This window comes from Flavobacterium sp. AC267 (assembly GCF_979258715.1).
Map to the genome: position 1 here is coordinate 477,958 of NZ_OZ409875.1, position 16,532 is coordinate 494,489.

Below are 16,532 nucleotides of genomic sequence, written 5' to 3' on the forward strand. Positions count from 1 at the left end.
GAATTTTTTTTAAAGTTTATAAGATTAGAAGATTTTGTTTATTCAACCATGATTATTTTGGATTTGACTTTATGTTATAATCTCGCAAGGGCGCCGGGTCGCAAAGTTTATTTCGTCAATTTTGTCATTTCGAGTAATGAGAAACAGTATTGCTTAATAATTTCTTTGAATAAACTATTACTTCCCTAAAATCCCTTTTTTCAAAATTTGCCCGAAATCGTACATATCTTCATAAGAACAATACAATGGAACTGGCGCTAAACGAATTACGTTTGGCTCACGCCAATCTGTAATTACACCATTTTTCATTAAATAATCAAATAAGCTTCTTCCTTCTCCATGAAGGAAAACAGATAATTGCGAAGCTCTTTCTTCTGGATTTGAAGGGGTAATAATTTCAAAATTCCCTTTAACTTCTTTATCTATTTCGTGCAAAACAAATTCTAAGTAAGAAGTAATATGATCTCGTTTTGTAATTAGAGCGTCCATTCCAACCTCAGCAAACATTTCTACAGAGGCCAAATATGGCGCTAGAGATAAAACTGGAAGATTACTAATCTGCCATCCTCCCGCTCCGTGAACGGGATCAAAGTTGGGTTCCATTTTAAAACGACGCTCTTTATTATGTCCCCACCAGCCGGCGAATCGTGGTAAATCTGGATCATTGTGATGTCTTTCGTGAACAAAAGCTCCAGAGGCATTTCCTGGTCCAGAATTCATATACTTATAACTGCACCAAGCGACGAAATCTACATTCCAATAGTGAAGTTCTAATTTGATATTTCCAGCAGCGTGTGCCAAATCCCAACCTACTTTTGCACCAGCTTTATGCCCTGTCGCCGTGATAGTTTTAATATCAAAAACTTGTCCCGTATAATAATTTACACCTCCAATTAAAACCAAAGCCAGTTCATCTCCAACTTCTTCAATTTTTGCTAAAACATCTTCCAAACGAATATTGTGTTCGCCTTCTCTTCTTTTAATTTCTACGATTGCATCTTCTGGTTTATATCCGTGAAAATGAACCTGACTCTGAAACATATATTGATCTGATGGAAATGCTTTTTCTTCGCAGATAATTTTATAACGCTTGCCTTTTGGCTGATAAAATGAAACCATCAATAAGTGAAGATTTACCGTCAAAGTATTCATTACGGTAACTTCAGAAGGAAGCGCTCCAACAATTTTACTCAACGGTTCTGCAAATCTTTCCTGATAGTCCCACCATGGTTTTTGTGCATAAAAATGACCTTCAACAGCTAATTCTGCCCAGTCATTCATAACTTCATCAATGTAAGCTTTGGTACGTTTTGGCTGTAATCCTAGAGAATTTCCTGTGAAATAAATGACACGTTTATCATTAACTTTTGGAAAAATAAATTGGTCTTGATAATGATTTAATGCATCTTGTGCATCAAGTTGTTTCGCAAATTCGCGTGTATTTTGAAAAGTCATTGTGTTTATTTTGAATCGTAAAAATAACAAAAAATTCGATTATTGTTTCTTTTGTTTCAGGTTTCGCGTTGATGTGCTTTGTGCGATTTACCGCAAAGTGCGCGAAGTCTTTTTTTCGTGAGTGTTTACACATAAAGTCCGCAAAGCTTTGCGTTCTTTAGCTCTTGGCAGGCACAAACTGAATAAAAATCTTTGCGCACTTTGCGGTTAAACTGCAGAACGAACTTGAAACTTGAAACAAAACTATAAAAACAAAAAACCCGACAGGTCTTAAAACTTGTCGGGTCTTTTTATGAAATAAATTCTAATTATAGAATTAACATCGCGTCTCCGTAAGAATAAAATTTGTATCCTTCTTTGATCGCTTCGTCGTATGCTTTTTTCATTAAATCATGTCCACAGAAAGCAGAAATCATCATTAATAACGTTGATTTTGGAGTGTGGAAATTAGTAATCATACAGTTTGCAATACTAAAATCGTGAGGAGGGAAAATAAATTTATTTGTCCATCCTTCGTAAGGATTTAAAGTATTTTGAGAAGAAACAGAACTTTCAATTGCACGCATAGAAGTTGTTCCTACTGCACAAATACGTTTTTTCTTTGCTTTAGCGTCGTTTACAACATCACAAGCCTCTTGATTGATAATCAATTCTTCTGAGTCCATTTTATGTTTAGACAAATCTTCAACCTCAACTGGGTTAAAAGTTCCTAAACCAACGTGAAGTGTTACTTCAGCAAAATTTACTCCTTTGATTTCTAATTTTTTCAAAAGGTGTTTTGAGAAGTGTAAACCAGCAGTTGGCGCCGCTACAGCTCCTTCTTCTTTTGCATAGATAGTTTGGTATCTTTCAGCATCTTCTGCAGTTACTTCTCTGTTAATATATTTAGGAATTGGAGTTTCTCCAAGTTCTGTCAATTTGTTTCTGAATTCTTCATAAGAACCATCGTATAAGAAACGTAAAGTTCTACCACGAGAAGTTGTATTGTCGATTACCTCAGCAACTAATGAATCGTCATCACCAAAATAAAGTTTGTTACCAATACGGATTTTTCTAGCTGGATCGACTAAAACATCCCAAAGGCGCTCGCTCTGAATTCAATTCTCTTAATAAGAAAACCTCAATTCTAGCTCCAGTTTTTTCTTTGTTTCCGTACAAACGCGCAGGGAAAACTTTTGTATTGTTAAGGATTAAAACGTCTCCGTCATCAAAATAGTTGATAACATCTTTAAACATTTTATGCTCTATAGTTTGTTTTTTACGGTCAATTACCATCAAACGAGACTCATCTCTGTTTTCTGCTGGAAATTCAGCCAAAAGTTCTTTCGGTAAATTGAAATTGAAGTGTGATAATTTCATATTTGAAGTTAGATTTTAAAATATCAATCTTAGACTTTTTTATCTAAAATTTTAAATCGCCTGCAAATATACGATTGTGAGATAGGCGTTGTCAAGTGTTTTGACGTTTATTTTCAAAAGTCGTTGATTTAGTGCGGTTTTGCAATGACTTAAAAACACATTATTTAAATTAATTTTAACTTTTTTGAACCATATAAGTTCTATAAGTTCATACTCACTGGAATTTTTACATACTATTTAAACCTGACAGGTTTTAAAAACCTGTCAGGTTTGCTATTAAATGTACATAAAAAAACCTCTGGTTAAAACCAGAGGCTATGTTTATTTAGCTTTGCAGTGCGCTTTTATTTAAATGAACTTATATTTCTTATATGGTTCAAAAACTACAGTTCTGAGATCTGGAAGTTTAAAGCTTTTAAATCATTCCAGAAATCTGGGTATGATTTTGAAACTACTTCTGCATCATCAATAATAATTGGAACTTTTATTGCTAAAGGCGCAAATGCCATTGCCATACGGTGATCGTTGTATGTCGCAATGTGCACATCATGATTTATATTTTGTGAAGGCACTAAAGTCAGACTGTCATTGGTTACCAAAATATTGGCTCCTAATTTTGTAAGCTCAATTCGAAGCGCTTCTAATCTATCTGTTTCTTTAATTTTTAAAGTATGCAGACCCGTTAAATGGCATCCAATTCCTAAACCTAAACAAGTAACAACAATTGTCTGTGCAATATCTGGAGTATTATTCAATTCAAAATTCACATCTTGATAATTATATCCAGCCACTTTTTCCAAAGTCATTTTATTGTTTTGAAAAGTAGTTTTCACTCCCATTTTTTCATAAAGAGAAACTAGTTCAGAATCTCCCTGAAGGCTGTTTTCTTTATAACTGCTTAAAGTTATTTTTGCGAAGCATCGGACAAAGCTACAAGACTAAAGAAATAAGAAGCCGAACTCCAATCTGATTCTACCACCATTTCTTTTGATTCAACAGATTCTTTAGGATAAACTTTGATCACGTTTCCTTCAAAACTCGTTTGAATATCTAAATCATTCAGTAAAGCTAAAGTCATTTTGATATACGGAATCGAAGTAATTTCTCCTTCTAAAGTCAATTCTAAACCATTATCTAGTTTTGGAGCTACTAATAAAAGTGCCGAAATATATTGACTGCTTACATTTGTCGCCAATTTTACTTTTGAGTCCGTAACTTTTTTTCCTTTGATTCGAATTGGCGGATAACCTTCTTCTTTTTCATATGAAATTTCAACCCCTAATTGTGCCAAAGCTTCAACTAAAATTTTTATTGGTCGCTCCTGCATTCTGCTGGATCCTGTTAAAACAACTTCTCTGCCTTCATTAACAGCAAAATAAGCGGTTAAAAAACGCATTGCTGTTCCTGCGTGATGTATGTCTACAATTTCTTCATTACCTGCCAGAGCTTTCTGCATTACTTCGCTGTCATCAGAGTTTGAAGTATTGGCTAAACTGATATTTGGAAATAAAGCTTTTAGTAATAATAAGCGGTTTGTTTCGCTTTTAGAACCTGTGATATTTAGTTGCGAATCATCAATTGTGAATTGCGAATTCGTGCTTAATTTTAAATTCATGATATTAGTTATGTGTTGCGAATTACGAGTAACATAATTCAGGCACGCAATTTAGCACTCCTCGTCCGTAAATCAAAATTCACGTCGAAATTTCACAATTATTTCAATTTATCGTTGTTTTTGTGACGATCTTTATCTCTAACCGATTTTAAGTCCATTTTTTTATCAAAAGCGACTTGCAAATCGATTCCAGTTTGATTGGCCAGACATAAAACCACGAAAACAACATCGGCTAATTCTTCGCCTAAATCTTTATTTTTATCGCTTTCTTTTTCAGATTGCTCTCCGTATCTGCGCGCAATGATTCTAGCCACTTCTCCAACCTCTTCTGTTAACTGTGCCATGTTGGTTAATTCATTGAAATAACGAACACCATGTTCTTTTATCCAGGTATCAACATCTAATTGGGCATTTTTTAAATCCATCTTTAAGCTTTTTTTAGAACAATTTTTTCATTTTGACTAACAATCATTTTTTGAAAAAGGGTTTTCAATGCAATGTAGTCTTCGGCGACAAAAATACTATTGTTAATGTCTTTTGAAAAGCTAAATTGAATTTTGTTTCCTTCACTTAAAACATTTAACATTAAAGTTATGGAATTGTCTTCCAGCGAAAATTTCGCAGGAGCTGGAAGTGTTTCTACGACATATCCTTCTGGAATTGTAAAGTTTGCCAAAATCTTTTCTTGTTGCGGAAATCCAAAATAAATACCCATTTGTCTATTTTCCTGTATAAAAGGATTTTTTGAAGATGCGTAAAATAGCATTGGATTTATATATAACTTTCCGCCAATTATCTCAACAAAATTATCTCCTTCAAAACTAAAGGTTTCTACAATTGGATCTGCTAAATTTGAAATTTTATTGGTGACCAGATAATCAGATATTTTTAAGTCGCCAAGCTCGCTGCTCTAACTTTTCGAGATAATTGTCCTGATTTTTATTTCCGTTTTCGATTCTAAACTTATAAGCCTCATAATCTGTTCTCTGAATTCTGACTTGCCCATTTATTTTTCCATTCTCATTAACTTTGGCTACAATGCTGGCATTTTCTTTTGAAGATTTAACTGGAACTAAATCAATTTCTTTAGAAGTTCCATCACTTTTAATTAATCTGCCTTTCCAGTTTAAAATATTTAATGGTAAAATATTCGGCGATGTAAATTTTCGGGAAGCATCTAATAAAAACAGTTTCCCATCTATTTCTGCGGCGACAATCACATAATTAAATCCCGTTCTTGTTGGATAAACAGGTACTCCATTTTCAATCGTACTTACCAAAACAGGATTTGCCTCAATCCCTGCCCATTTCAGCATGCTTAATAGTATAAAATTGATTTCTGCAGTGTTTCCCGTTTGATCTTTATAAGCCTTTTCGACACCTTTATCTGTGTAGTAGCTATTAATTTCATTCCAGTTCATTTTATTTTGAACAAACTGAAAAACAACATTCATTCGATCGGTTTGTGAGTCAATATTGGCCAGTATTTTTTTTACATCTTCTAGTAAAAAATTATTCTTGCTGAGTTCTTTTCCAAAATGATTTTCTTTAAAAATAGTTGATGCAACGCCTTCCCATGTAATCGAAAAATCTTTAACCGGCTGTTCTGGCATTCGAACCCGCTCTAATTCGTGTTTAATAGAACCTCTGTAATTTTCAATATTATTGACATAAGGTTCTTCTTTTAAAGCTGGAATATTTTTGCCTGAATAAAATGCATCAATCTGCCTGTAAGTCATACTCTGACTCTGCCCATATTCATTAGCAAAATTCTGCCCTCCGTTTACCATCTTAGAGTCGCTTTCTATCTGATTTCTTCCTGTTAAAATAGTTTTATAAATATAAAACTCCGGAAACTCTGTTTTGTACTCGAAATAATTTAATGGAATATCGAATTGGAAATCAAAATCAGGAAACTCTGTGATGTTTTCAGATTTTAAAACGTATTTATATTCGATAATAGAACCCACTTTTACATTAGGAAGCGTTATTAATTTTTCGCTCCAGTATTCATTTATTTTCTTCTTAAATGCGCCTTGGCTTTCGAGTTTTGTTTTTGTGACTTTACCATTTTCCAGATTGTAAGTTACTGCATTCGAAAATGCCAATAAATCTTCATTTAAATTCTGGTATCCCACATAATAATGCACTTTCTGATCTGCCCATTTCAAGCCTTCTTTTTTATAAATTTTAATTTTAAATTCATAAGTATGAGTTGCAGAAAAACCTTTTTTATGATCGTAAGTAAAAACAGTTTTTCCTTTTTTAAATAAAATTGCGACCGGCGCCGAAGAATCTACAGGGTGTGTTTTTTCCTGTAATTCTGCGACGGTAACTTTTCCAAGCTCATAATTCTGAGCATGAATAGTAATCATATTCCAAAAAAGTGCAATAAAAATTAAGACAAATCGCATTTTCATATTAAATACGTTTTAATACAATTTTCTCTGTTTCTTTTGCAATCATTCCTTTGTAATACTCCTTTAGCATATCATAACTTTCTGCAGATACAATTGCTTGATTAATTTGATGCATTACAGAAATTTGAAGTGTATTTTCGTTTGTTGCAATATTATACTTAAAAGATCCTAAATTATTTTCCATAGTAACCAATGCCGGAGCAGGCAATGTTTCTACAGCAAAACCATCTGGAATTTTAATGGTAATGTTATACTTGTCTGCAAAAGGGTAACTAAAATCGACTGGATATTCTCGAACCTCTTGTTTGAAAGGATTTTTCTCATTTGTAAAAAACAACATCGGATTTACATAAATTTTCCCTCCTATTAATTCGCACAAATTATTCCCTGTAAAAGAATATGTTTCTATAATAGGCAGTAGAATATCTTTTTCATTTGTTTTGGAGTATTCGCTTATTTCAATTTTATTGTTTCTATTTTCTAATTTTTCTAAATACTCTTCCTCTTTTACATTGAAAATATTGTCTCTCGTAATCATGGCATTATAATCTTGAGATTGTCTTCTTGTTTTTCCGGTAACTTTTCCATCGGCTTCAATATTAAAAGTTAGAAACACATTATTGTTTGATGTTTTTTCTGGCATCAAATTAATCTCTTCTGATGTTCCATTTTTTCTTATTAATCTTCCTGACCAATTTAGCACTCTGAGAGGTAATATATTTGGCGTTGAAAACTTCTCAGATGCATCTAATAAAATATAGCCATTTGGAGTTTCTACGGCTGCAATTACATAATTAAAAGCAGTTCTGTTAGGAAACAAAGCAATACCATTAGATCGTGTACTTACTAATACTGGATTTGCCGTTAAGCCAGAATAACGAAGCATGGCTGTAAGCATTAGATTAATATCTGCAATATTTCCTGTTTTTTCTTTATACGCTTTTTTAACACCACTATCGCAACCATATCCTGTATAACCATTCCATTTAACAGTTGTTTTTACATGATTTAAAATTGCCCATATTTTTTCTTCTGGTGTATTAGCTCCTGCCAGTAATTTTTTTAAATCTTCTTCAAAATAACCTGTTTTATTCAATTCAGGCCCAAAATCTTCATATTCATAAATTGTTTTTACAACCGAATTCCAATCTGTTGAAAATTCTTTAATTGGTTTATTTGGAAATTTTGTAACCGCCAATTCATGCGCTATTGACGAGGTGTAATTTTCAATATTATTTACAAATGCTTCCTCTTTCATTGCAGGAAAATCTACAGCAGTATAAGTAGTTTTAAGTTCTACATAATCGACCTTTTCACTCGAATATTCTGTTTTAACGGCACCTAAACCTGTTGGAACACTTCTTTCTTTAGTATTAAAAACTATAGACTTATTATTTTTTGTGGTAACAGCTTTAGGAAAAATATACCCTTTTTGTCTTGGACTAAAAATATAATATTCTGGAATATAGGTTGAAAATTCAGAATAATTTACAGGGATGCTGGTTTGAAAATCCCAATCTCTTATCATTTCAAATGGGGTGCGAATAAAGTATTTAAATTCAATTACCGAGCCTTCTTTTACATTAGGCATTGTTAACTTTTTCTGAGATCTATATTTATTTAGAACTTCATCAAAAACGCCATCACTTTTGAGCTTTGTTTTTTCAATTTTACCGTTTACTAAATTATACGTAACTGCATCAGAAATGGACACTTTTTCTTTGGTATTGCTTGAGGAATAATACCAAACTTCTTGATTTGCCCAGTCATATCCTTCTTTTTTATAAATTTTAATTCTGGTTTCTACTTCTGTTATTGTTACAAATCCTTCATTCATATCATATTCAAGACGCGACAATCCTTTTTTGTACAAAATAGCGGCAGACGCTGAGGAATCTTTTGGATGCACTTTCTGTTCAAGTTCTGTTACTGAAACTTTTCCTAATTTAAACTCCTGCGAAATTGCTTTGTGAGTCAATAAGGAAATCACAAACAAGATAAATAGATTAATGATTTTCATTGGTTTTTTGGTTTTTGGTTTATTATTGGTCAATTCTTGGTTAATATTATTTTGGCATTATCATTTCTAGAAATCTGCTCCATAAACAAACGGTATTCATCATATTCTTTATTCGAATATTTACCTTTGTTTAAAAACATAGATCTTTTATAGGTTAATTTGTTATTTTCTTTTTTTATAATCTCGGTTTTGTATTCTCCAAATTTTCCTTTTAATTCATAATTCTGAGGAAGAAATTCGACACTAAAACCTTCTGGAAGATTGATCTCAATTTCGTCTGTATCTAAATAGCCGCGCTGAATTTGAAATGGATTTTTACGATTTCGAATTCGTTTTACATTTCCCGTATATTGATTAAAAGCATCTAATACAAAAATCATTTTATTTCCAGAAACTGCTCCATAATTGGTTGCACTTAACTGTACATCTTCAATAAAACAAATATTCTCTTTATCATTGGTAAAATTTATTTTACCCAATTTTAAATTATTGATATTGTCCCAATATTCTTTATAATGTTCTTCTTTTTCGTTGGGCTGTAAAGTTTCGATTCTGGCTTTCGTTGCATACTGACTGCCTTGTGAAGCAATTTTTAAAACGCCTGAGAAATCACCATTTTGATTTATGGTATAAATTCCTTTTCCTATTTGAGTATTTCCCTGATCGTCATAAATCTTAGTTCGAACAATTTCTCCTCCTTCTGGTTTAACCACCAATACATTTCTGTCATCTGTAAATGTACCCTGATAACCAAATGGATCGTCCTGACTTGTACATTCGAGCCAGATGTAATTATCGCCATTTGGAACTGCAAGAATCATATGATTACCCTGCATAGAAACAAAATCGGATTGAATATCAGATTTATAACGATCTCCATATAAAATAGTATTGTACGACGGAACATCAACAACTTGTAAAAGTGCTTTTGTATAATTAGATAATGCTTTACAATCTCCATATCCCAAACGATCTACATCTGCGACCATCATTGGTTTCCAGCCACCGATACCAACAGCAATATTGACATATCTGGATTTCTTTTGAACATAATCGTAAATAATCTTTGCTTTTTTTACAGGATCTTTTTCATCTCCTACAAGTGCTTTTATTTTCGTCTTAGTTTCTTCAGGTAAAATTGTAGTTCCATTGAGAATCTTTTCTCCATACCATTTACCAAAAGCTTCCCAAGTTGTTGCAGTACCATCGACTCCTTCTAAATGAAAACGTTCCAGACCCATCATTACTTTAGGAAAAAGATCTGTATTAGAAGGGCTGAGATCTTCCTGTCGCTGTGCTAAAATATTAACCGCTGTATAACTTAGCCTTGTATCAGAATCTTCGGTTTTTTTATCTTAAAATCAGAAAAACGGAACTCTTTCTTTTTAAATCCAAGTTCTTTAGGATAGGTTATGTTTAGCACACATTTTTCTACACTTAAATTATAACTGCTTAAAAAATACCATTGTGGTATAAAAGCCGTGTTAGAAGTTTCGACTTCACTAGTATAAACAATTGTAAAAGGATAGGAAATAGGTGTATAATCTAAAAAGACTACACGGTTATCAGAAAAAAGAGTACTGCCGCTTACGGCGCTCTGGTCTTTAAAATCTTTTCGTTTTATTTTTTTTATTTCATTACCAAAAGCATCATAAACAACAGCTTCAATACTTTTTATTGAAGTTGATTTATCATAATGCTGAAATGCATCAATATCATTTAAACCTTTTTCATTTAAGACGGTTAAAACCTGCTTGCACTTTGATATTCATACTTCTTTGCGAAGCAATAGTAATATCCATTTGATCTAAACGAAGAACAGCGTTTGCATTTTCTTTAAGACTGTCTGAAATTTTAAGAATAGAATAATCGCTCTTTTGAGCAGAAGAATTGGCGGTAAATAATACAAAAAATAACGCGCAAAAGAGGTTTTTCATTAGTAGGTATTTTCGTCAAATATATATTATTTTCAGAAATCCTTAACAAATGTTTAATAAAATTTTACTCTCTATTTTTGCTGTCCATAATTATTGTAACTGGGCCGTCGTTTAAGAGATTAACTTTCATATCGGCACCAAAAATTCCTGTTTGTATTTTTTTGCCGAACTCTTTTTCCAATGATTTTACAAAGTTCTCATACATCGGAATTGCAAAGTCTGGTTTTGTCGCTTTTATATAAGAAGGACGGTTTCCCTTTTTTGTAGAAGCATGAAGTGTAAATTGGCTCACAACGATAATGTCCCCGTCTATATCTTGAACCGAGCAGTTCATGACATCATTTTCATCACCAAAAATTCTCATTTTTATAATCTTCCCAGCAAGCCAATCAATATCTTCCTGATTATCGGCATCTTCAATACCAACTAAAACCAATAATCCTTTTTGAATATCCGCAGTTTTTTGATTATCAACTGTTACTGACGCGTGAGAAACTCTTTGAAGAATTATTCTCATGGTAATTGTGAATTGTAAATTGTAAATTGTAAATTCATATTGCAGTCATTTTTTGTTTCGTTGTAATTATAATTGATGCTAAAATTTTATTGATTTCTACAATATCCAATTTTATCGATTTGAATTGGGTTTCATTTAAATAATTAGATTGAAATAGTAACTCTAACCAATAATCTGTTTCGTTAGCTTCTTTTTGTGCAATTGCTAGTTTATGAATAAAATCTTTTTTACTTTCTGCCTGCTCAGATTCACGAACTAACGCTCCAATTGATGTTCCGTCGCGAAGCAGTTGTTTACTTAAAATAAATTCTTTTTTCTCTTGATTTAAAAATTGAAATAATTTCACAATTCTCAAAGCAAAATTAAACGACTTTGTTTTTATAACATTGTCAGCCATAATTCACAATTAACCATTCATAATTCACAATTATTTTCTCGTTTCATCACTCGCTTTACGATCTTCATCATAAGTATCGGTACGATAATGTTCGTCATCTCCTTCAAGGATTTTAAGATAACTATTGTAACGTGACCAAGCGATCTCGTCTTTTTCCAAAGCCGCTTTTATAGCACAATGCGGTTCTTCTTTATGCAGGCAGTTGTTAAACTTACATTGATCTTTCAGCTTGAAAAATTCAGGAAAATAGCCGCTGATTTCTTCTTTTTCCATATCAACAATTCCAAAACCTTTAATTCCTGGCGTGTCGATAATTTTTGCATTAAAAGACAAATCATACATTTCGGCAAAAGTTGTGGTATGCTGGCCCTGTTTACTGGCTTCAGAAATGTTCTTTGTTTTAAGATGTAAAGAAGGTTCCATGGCGTTTACTAAAGTCGATTTTCCAACTCCCGAATGTCCGGAGAACATACTTACTTTGCCAATCATCATTTCTTTTAATTCGTCAACACCTTTCATTTCGGTGGAAGAAACGCGAAGACATTTGTAGCCAATATGCTGATACACATACTGCATATACAATTGATCATCAAGCGTTGTTTCATCAAAAGTATCTATCTTATTAAAAACCAAAATAGTTTCAATATTATAAGCTTCAGCAGTTACCAAAAACCGATCTATAAAATTAAAAGTTGTAGGTGGATTATTTATGGTTATCAACAAAAAAACACGATCAATGTTAGATGCGATAATATGCATTTGATGTGACAAATTAACCGATTTACGAACGATATAATTCTTTCTTTCGTGAATATTAAAAATCGTTCCGGTTACAGCATCCGAAGTTTCTTCGAGTTCATAATCGACAATATCGCCTACAGCAATAGGATTGGTACTTTTTATACCTTTCATCCTAAACTTCCCTTTCATACGGCATTCTATAAAATCACCTGTTTCAGATTTTACAGTGTACCAGCTTCCTGTAGATTTATATACGAGTCCTGTCATTCTTTAATTTTAGATTACTGATTTTAGTCCCGAAGTTTCGGGATTAGATTTCTCATTCTTTAGAAGAATAAAAAATAAAAGGCAAAATTACGTTTTTAGAATTGAACAACGCAACTTCGCCTTTTAAAATTAAAGACTTACTCTTAAATTGGAAAATTTACCAGATAATTTCGGCTAAAATTTCATTTTCTTTTATTTTTCCAAGCTGAATCGTTTTTAAAGTTTTAGAAACTTTTCCCGCTCTGGTTGTATAAATTTCTACCATAACTGTTGCAGGACCATTTTCTGTCAATTTTGTTTCTCCAAAATAATTGGTCTTGATTTTATATTTTCCTTTAATCGCATTTCGAATTAAATATTGTTCTGGACCATAACCTTGCGTAAAATCTCTAGACAATGTTGCTCCTGCTTCTGTTGTTCTATGTCCAAAATAACATTCTTCACCATTTGGTTCAATAACATGAAGATCTAAATCAACATTCATCTGATTCCAATTCAAGATTATTCGAATATCAACAGGCATTTTTTTGATGTATTTTTGATCTAACCTATCTGTATTTAATCCTGAATGTTCAGAAATTAAACCGTTAATATCCATTAAAATTACATACTCTACTCCTGCATAATGAGCCCTCATTTCTCCATAATAATTTGCTTCCAGCGCTTTTATCAACTGATCAAAAGCTTCCTGATATTTTCCTGCATCTTCGAGAATCAATGCATAATCTCTTAAACCCTGAGGTTCGTGTGCGCGCCATTTTACCACTTGTTTTGCTGTAAACAATGCATCTTCATAATCCTGCCATTGACGCAAAGTATAAGTCAGTGTTTTATACAATTGATGATTTTCTAAACCTAAATCGGCAATATTACTGATTACCTGTAAAGCTTTTTTGACATCGCCCTGATTGTAGAAAAAGTGCGCTACATCAAAATAAAAGCTTGGATTTCTTTCCTGCCCATTTCTTATTTCAAAATACAATTCATATTGTTTTTCTTTTGGTGCAATTGCTAAAGCTTTTAGATACAAACGATCTGGATTCCAAGATTTAGGTTCGCTATTAAACGCATTTGATTCTCCATTTTTCGTAACAACTCTTACGACTCCGTTTGATGCTCGACTTCCATAAATTGCAGTTACCGAGGCATCTTTAAGAAAATCTACTGAAGCAATTTTATCCTGATCCAAATCTGATAATTCACCTTCAAAAGGTTTTCCATCCAAAATTAGTAAAGGTTTTGTCGACAAATTTACCGAAACACTTTCTCTAATGACACCTGTATTATTGTTTGGTGCAGCGACTATTTGAAGACCCTCGGCAGGCATGTCATCGCCGCTGGAAATAGTGGTAGATGAAATAGATTGCACTGAACTTGTAAATTCTCTTTTTCTAGCAGGTGCTCGCATATGTATTAATGACAACTTCTTTCAACTCAGAAGCCTCATTTACTGTTGTACTTGGCCCTTTTCCTACAGGCTCATCAGCTATAAGGTCTGCGCCTTCGTTAATAACTCTTCGATCAGGTCCCCTTTCAACAGGGGTCGCTGATGTAAAACTACCATCAGTTTCTTTTTTGATATTATTTTTTGGTACAACTTTTGGTTTTTCGTACTTAATATCTTTTTCCCACCAATAATTCAATGATGTAAAATACCCTCCTACACTTTCCCAATTATTTTTTTGCTTAGCCAAAGCAACATCTTGTTCCTTTTTTTTGATTCTGTCAAATTCATCACGCAATTCTGCAGGAGGAAGAATATCATACGAAATATAATCGCGAATATTTTCCAAAACAATCAGCGAAGTGTTTTTAGTAATGATTCCATATTTCTTTCCTAAGAGTTCTATTTCGTCAGCATTTTTAACATATTCATATTCCAGATTTGCTATTTTTTTCTGTGCCCAAAGTTTTTCAATATTGATGTCGTCTGTATTTTGAAGAGTTGCATCAAGGGAAATTTTTCTTTCTAAAACAGCTTCATTATTATAACCAAACAATAAGGTTATTTCATTTTTCGGCTTCAGGGAAATTCCCGAAAAACTAAAACTTCCTGAAACTGAAGTCCCCGTCATTGGAAACAAATCTGTTACCGTATAATTCTCTTTAATTCCTAAAAACTTCAGATTATTATTAAACAATTTATCCAAAGCATTTTCTTCATTTACCTGATTTAAATTGATAAAACTACCGCCAGTTTTCATCGCTGAATAATTCAGAAAAGCAAAATCGGCAGAAACAGATGAAGTAATCGTGTAAATTGGCTTTTTACTTTTTGGTAAAGCATTTTCACTTAAAGAAGAAAGTCCGTCAGAAAAAAGCAAATATTCGTCATGAGATAAAAGACTGATTTTTGAAAATCGGGTTCCTCCATCGTATTTTGTGGTTTCTAAAACAGCTTTTAATTCAGACCAGTTTCCATTCGAAATCAGATATTCTTTTTGCTTTTCGAAAGTATAATTCAAAAAGTATAAAGTCACTTTTGTATTTTTTACTTTCTGAAAATAAGCATCAAGCAAATTCAATTCTTTCTTTAAATCTCTTGTTTTGCAACTCAACGAATTATCCCAGATTAAACCAATTGAAGCGGGTAATTTCTTGGCGATTTTATTCCCTTCAATAAAAGTATTCCCGTAAAAGTAGTGCTGACCCCCAACATTCTGCATTACAACCCCAGGAATATTTTGCTGAATTGGAATTTTAACTATTATTTTTTCAGATGGCTGATAGTTTTCTTTTTTAACAGAAGTCTGAAAAGATTGATTCCATTTTGAGAAAACAATTTCTTCTCCCGAATTCTCCTGAACAATTGGTGATACGGAAGTTCCTAAAACCGAAATATGCGACTCAAACTGATCCAGTTTTTTAGGATAACGACTTATCAATTGATACGCCAGATTATCTTTGTCAGAAGCAGAAAGTTCTTCTTCGTAACCAATAATTACAGTTCGCTCTCCATTGGGCATTAATGGATAAATTCTGGTTCTAAAATTATTTCCATCTACTTTCTCTAACAATCCCGGATCTACACGACGATGTTCTATGGCCTCAAAAACCTGCTTTCCTTTATTTTTATTTACCGGAACAGCCTCTCTCATTTTTCCATTGATATCAATTGCATATCTTGAAACCCAAACATTTTCCGGCAACGGAAAAATAAGTTCTGCTTCCATTTGGCGTGTACCCGAATTAAAAAAATGCATTTCGGCAGTTGTATAGGCAATGTTTCCAACCACTTTTACATTGACAAAAAGTTTATTCATTCTCACTTTTTCAGCTTCATCGCCTTTAACAGTTAGTTCAGGGCTTTGTGCAAAAGTTTTTGCGCCAATAAACAACATAAAGCAAAACAATAATTTCAAATATTTTTGAGAAATTTCCGACATATTTTAATATTTTAATTTTAATAACGAAAGAGTTTAGACTTTATTACATAGAGATCAGAAGATTAAAAAAGGTTGGAATGGGTTATAAAAAAATTTAAACCATATGAAGTATACGAGAAAAATTAGCCCAAGATTGAAATTGAAATCTTGTAAAACATCGCCCACAGTTTCGACCGTAGAGAGTATGAATATGCATTGTGAGCCCAAAAGATTACGAATATTGATTGCGTTCCCACGGTTGAAACCTTGGGAACAAAGAGTATAAATATGCATTGTGATTCCCAAAGATTGCCAATATTGATTGCGTTCCCACGGTTGAAACCGTGGGCTATGTCATATAAAAACAAAAATCCCCAAATCTTCTTTCGAAGAAATAGGGATTTTAAAAAACAATCTATTTTCAAAGAATGTTATAAGA

The 16,532-nt window shown here is 32.7% G+C and carries 13 protein-coding genes and 2 pseudogenes; all 15 read right to left on the bottom strand.

Annotated features, from left to right (window positions below; translation table 11 throughout):
• Positions 1 to 177: 177 nt before the first annotated feature.
• Positions 178 to 1,455 (bottom strand): kynureninase, encoded by a 1,278-nt coding sequence (gene kynU / locus ACZZ95_RS02635; protein WP_463467907.1) that lies wholly within the window; start codon positions 1,453 to 1,455, stop codon positions 178 to 180.
• Positions 1,456 to 1,763: 308 nt separating this feature from the next.
• Positions 1,764 to 2,814, bottom strand: a pseudogene (gene queA / locus ACZZ95_RS02640) (tRNA preQ1(34) S-adenosylmethionine ribosyltransferase-isomerase QueA).
• Between the two features lie 383 nt (positions 2,815 to 3,197).
• Positions 3,198 to 4,429 (bottom strand): annotated as a pseudogene (gene aroA / locus ACZZ95_RS02645) (3-phosphoshikimate 1-carboxyvinyltransferase).
• A gap of 98 nt (positions 4,430 to 4,527) precedes the next feature.
• A complete protein-coding gene (locus ACZZ95_RS02650; protein ID WP_463467908.1) occupies positions 4,528 to 4,854 on the bottom strand; it encodes a nucleotide pyrophosphohydrolase in 327 nt (108 codons plus the stop codon).
• A gap of 2 nt (positions 4,855 to 4,856) precedes the next feature.
• On the bottom strand, positions 4,857 to 5,195 hold the full coding sequence (locus ACZZ95_RS02655) for a hypothetical protein (protein ID WP_463467909.1): 339 nt from the start codon (positions 5,193 to 5,195) through the stop codon (positions 4,857 to 4,859).
• A 112-nt stretch (positions 5,196 to 5,307) separates the two neighbouring features.
• Positions 5,308 to 6,849 (bottom strand): DUF3857 domain-containing protein, encoded by a 1,542-nt coding sequence (locus ACZZ95_RS02660; RefSeq protein WP_463467910.1) that lies wholly within the window; start codon positions 6,847 to 6,849, stop codon positions 5,308 to 5,310.
• A gap of 1 nt (position 6,850) precedes the next feature.
• Positions 6,851 to 8,869: a transglutaminase domain-containing protein gene (locus ACZZ95_RS02665; RefSeq protein WP_463467911.1), complete on the bottom strand. Its 2,019-nt coding sequence runs from the start codon at positions 8,867 to 8,869 to the stop codon at positions 6,851 to 6,853.
• A gap of 29 nt (positions 8,870 to 8,898) precedes the next feature.
• Complete coding sequence (locus ACZZ95_RS02670) at positions 8,899 to 10,113, bottom strand: DUF3858 domain-containing protein (RefSeq protein WP_463467912.1); 1,215 nt, start codon at positions 10,111 to 10,113, stop codon at positions 8,899 to 8,901.
• A gap of 77 nt (positions 10,114 to 10,190) precedes the next feature.
• Positions 10,191 to 10,637, bottom strand: a complete 447-nt coding sequence (locus tag ACZZ95_RS02675) for a DUF3857 domain-containing protein (protein WP_463471613.1) — start codon at positions 10,635 to 10,637, stop codon at positions 10,191 to 10,193.
• Positions 10,600 to 10,806 (bottom strand): hypothetical protein, encoded by a 207-nt coding sequence (locus ACZZ95_RS02680; protein WP_463467913.1) that lies wholly within the window; start codon positions 10,804 to 10,806, stop codon positions 10,600 to 10,602. Before ACZZ95_RS02680 ends, ACZZ95_RS02675 begins: the two co-directional genes overlap by 38 nt.
• A gap of 64 nt (positions 10,807 to 10,870) precedes the next feature.
• Complete coding sequence (gene dtd / locus ACZZ95_RS02685) at positions 10,871 to 11,323, bottom strand: D-aminoacyl-tRNA deacylase (RefSeq protein ID WP_463467914.1); 453 nt, start codon at positions 11,321 to 11,323, stop codon at positions 10,871 to 10,873.
• A gap of 34 nt (positions 11,324 to 11,357) precedes the next feature.
• Positions 11,358 to 11,720: a four helix bundle protein gene (locus ACZZ95_RS02690; protein ID WP_463467915.1), complete on the bottom strand. Its 363-nt coding sequence runs from the start codon at positions 11,718 to 11,720 to the stop codon at positions 11,358 to 11,360.
• A gap of 30 nt (positions 11,721 to 11,750) precedes the next feature.
• Entirely contained in the window at positions 11,751 to 12,728 is a 978-nt protein-coding gene (gene rsgA / locus ACZZ95_RS02695; protein WP_463467916.1) for a ribosome small subunit-dependent GTPase A, read from the bottom strand.
• A gap of 157 nt (positions 12,729 to 12,885) precedes the next feature.
• The gene (locus tag ACZZ95_RS02700) at positions 12,886 to 14,136 is read right to left on the bottom strand and encodes a DUF2135 domain-containing protein (RefSeq protein ID WP_463467917.1); all 1,251 of its coding nucleotides are present in this window, start codon (positions 14,134 to 14,136) and stop codon (positions 12,886 to 12,888) included.
• Positions 14,120 to 16,114: a VIT domain-containing protein gene (locus ACZZ95_RS02705; protein ID WP_463467918.1), complete on the bottom strand. Its 1,995-nt coding sequence runs from the start codon at positions 16,112 to 16,114 to the stop codon at positions 14,120 to 14,122. The genes ACZZ95_RS02700 and ACZZ95_RS02705 overlap by 17 nt, the downstream gene beginning before the upstream one ends.
• Positions 16,115 to 16,532 lie beyond the last annotated feature (418 nt).

Excerpts from the sequence above, each read along its gene's own strand:
- kynU (WP_463467907.1), bottom strand. The coding sequence starts at position 1,455 with ATGACTTTTCAAAATACACGCGAATTTGCGAAACAACTTGATGCACAA.
- ACZZ95_RS02650 (WP_463467908.1), bottom strand. The coding sequence starts at position 4,854 with ATGGATTTAAAAAATGCCCAATTAGATGTTGATACCTGGATAAAAGAA.
- ACZZ95_RS02655 (WP_463467909.1), bottom strand. The coding sequence starts at position 5,195 with ATGCTATTTTACGCATCTTCAAAAAATCCTTTTATACAGGAAAATAGA.
- ACZZ95_RS02660 (WP_463467910.1), bottom strand. The coding sequence starts at position 6,849 with ATGAAAATGCGATTTGTCTTAATTTTTATTGCACTTTTTTGGAATATG.
- ACZZ95_RS02665 (WP_463467911.1), bottom strand. The coding sequence starts at position 8,869 with ATGAAAATCATTAATCTATTTATCTTGTTTGTGATTTCCTTATTGACT.
- ACZZ95_RS02670 (WP_463467912.1), bottom strand. The coding sequence starts at position 10,113 with ATGATGGGTCTGGAACGTTTTCATTTAGAAGGAGTCGATGGTACTGCA.
- ACZZ95_RS02680 (WP_463467913.1), bottom strand. The coding sequence starts at position 10,806 with ATGAAAAACCTCTTTTGCGCGTTATTTTTTGTATTATTTACCGCCAAT.
- dtd (WP_463467914.1), bottom strand. The coding sequence starts at position 11,323 with ATGAGAATAATTCTTCAAAGAGTTTCTCACGCGTCAGTAACAGTTGAT.
- ACZZ95_RS02690 (WP_463467915.1), bottom strand. The coding sequence starts at position 11,720 with ATGGCTGACAATGTTATAAAAACAAAGTCGTTTAATTTTGCTTTGAGA.
- rsgA (WP_463467916.1), bottom strand. The coding sequence starts at position 12,728 with ATGACAGGACTCGTATATAAATCTACAGGAAGCTGGTACACTGTAAAA.
- ACZZ95_RS02700 (WP_463467917.1), bottom strand. The coding sequence starts at position 14,136 with ATGCGAGCACCTGCTAGAAAAAGAGAATTTACAAGTTCAGTGCAATCT.
- ACZZ95_RS02705 (WP_463467918.1), bottom strand. The coding sequence starts at position 16,114 with ATGTCGGAAATTTCTCAAAAATATTTGAAATTATTGTTTTGCTTTATG.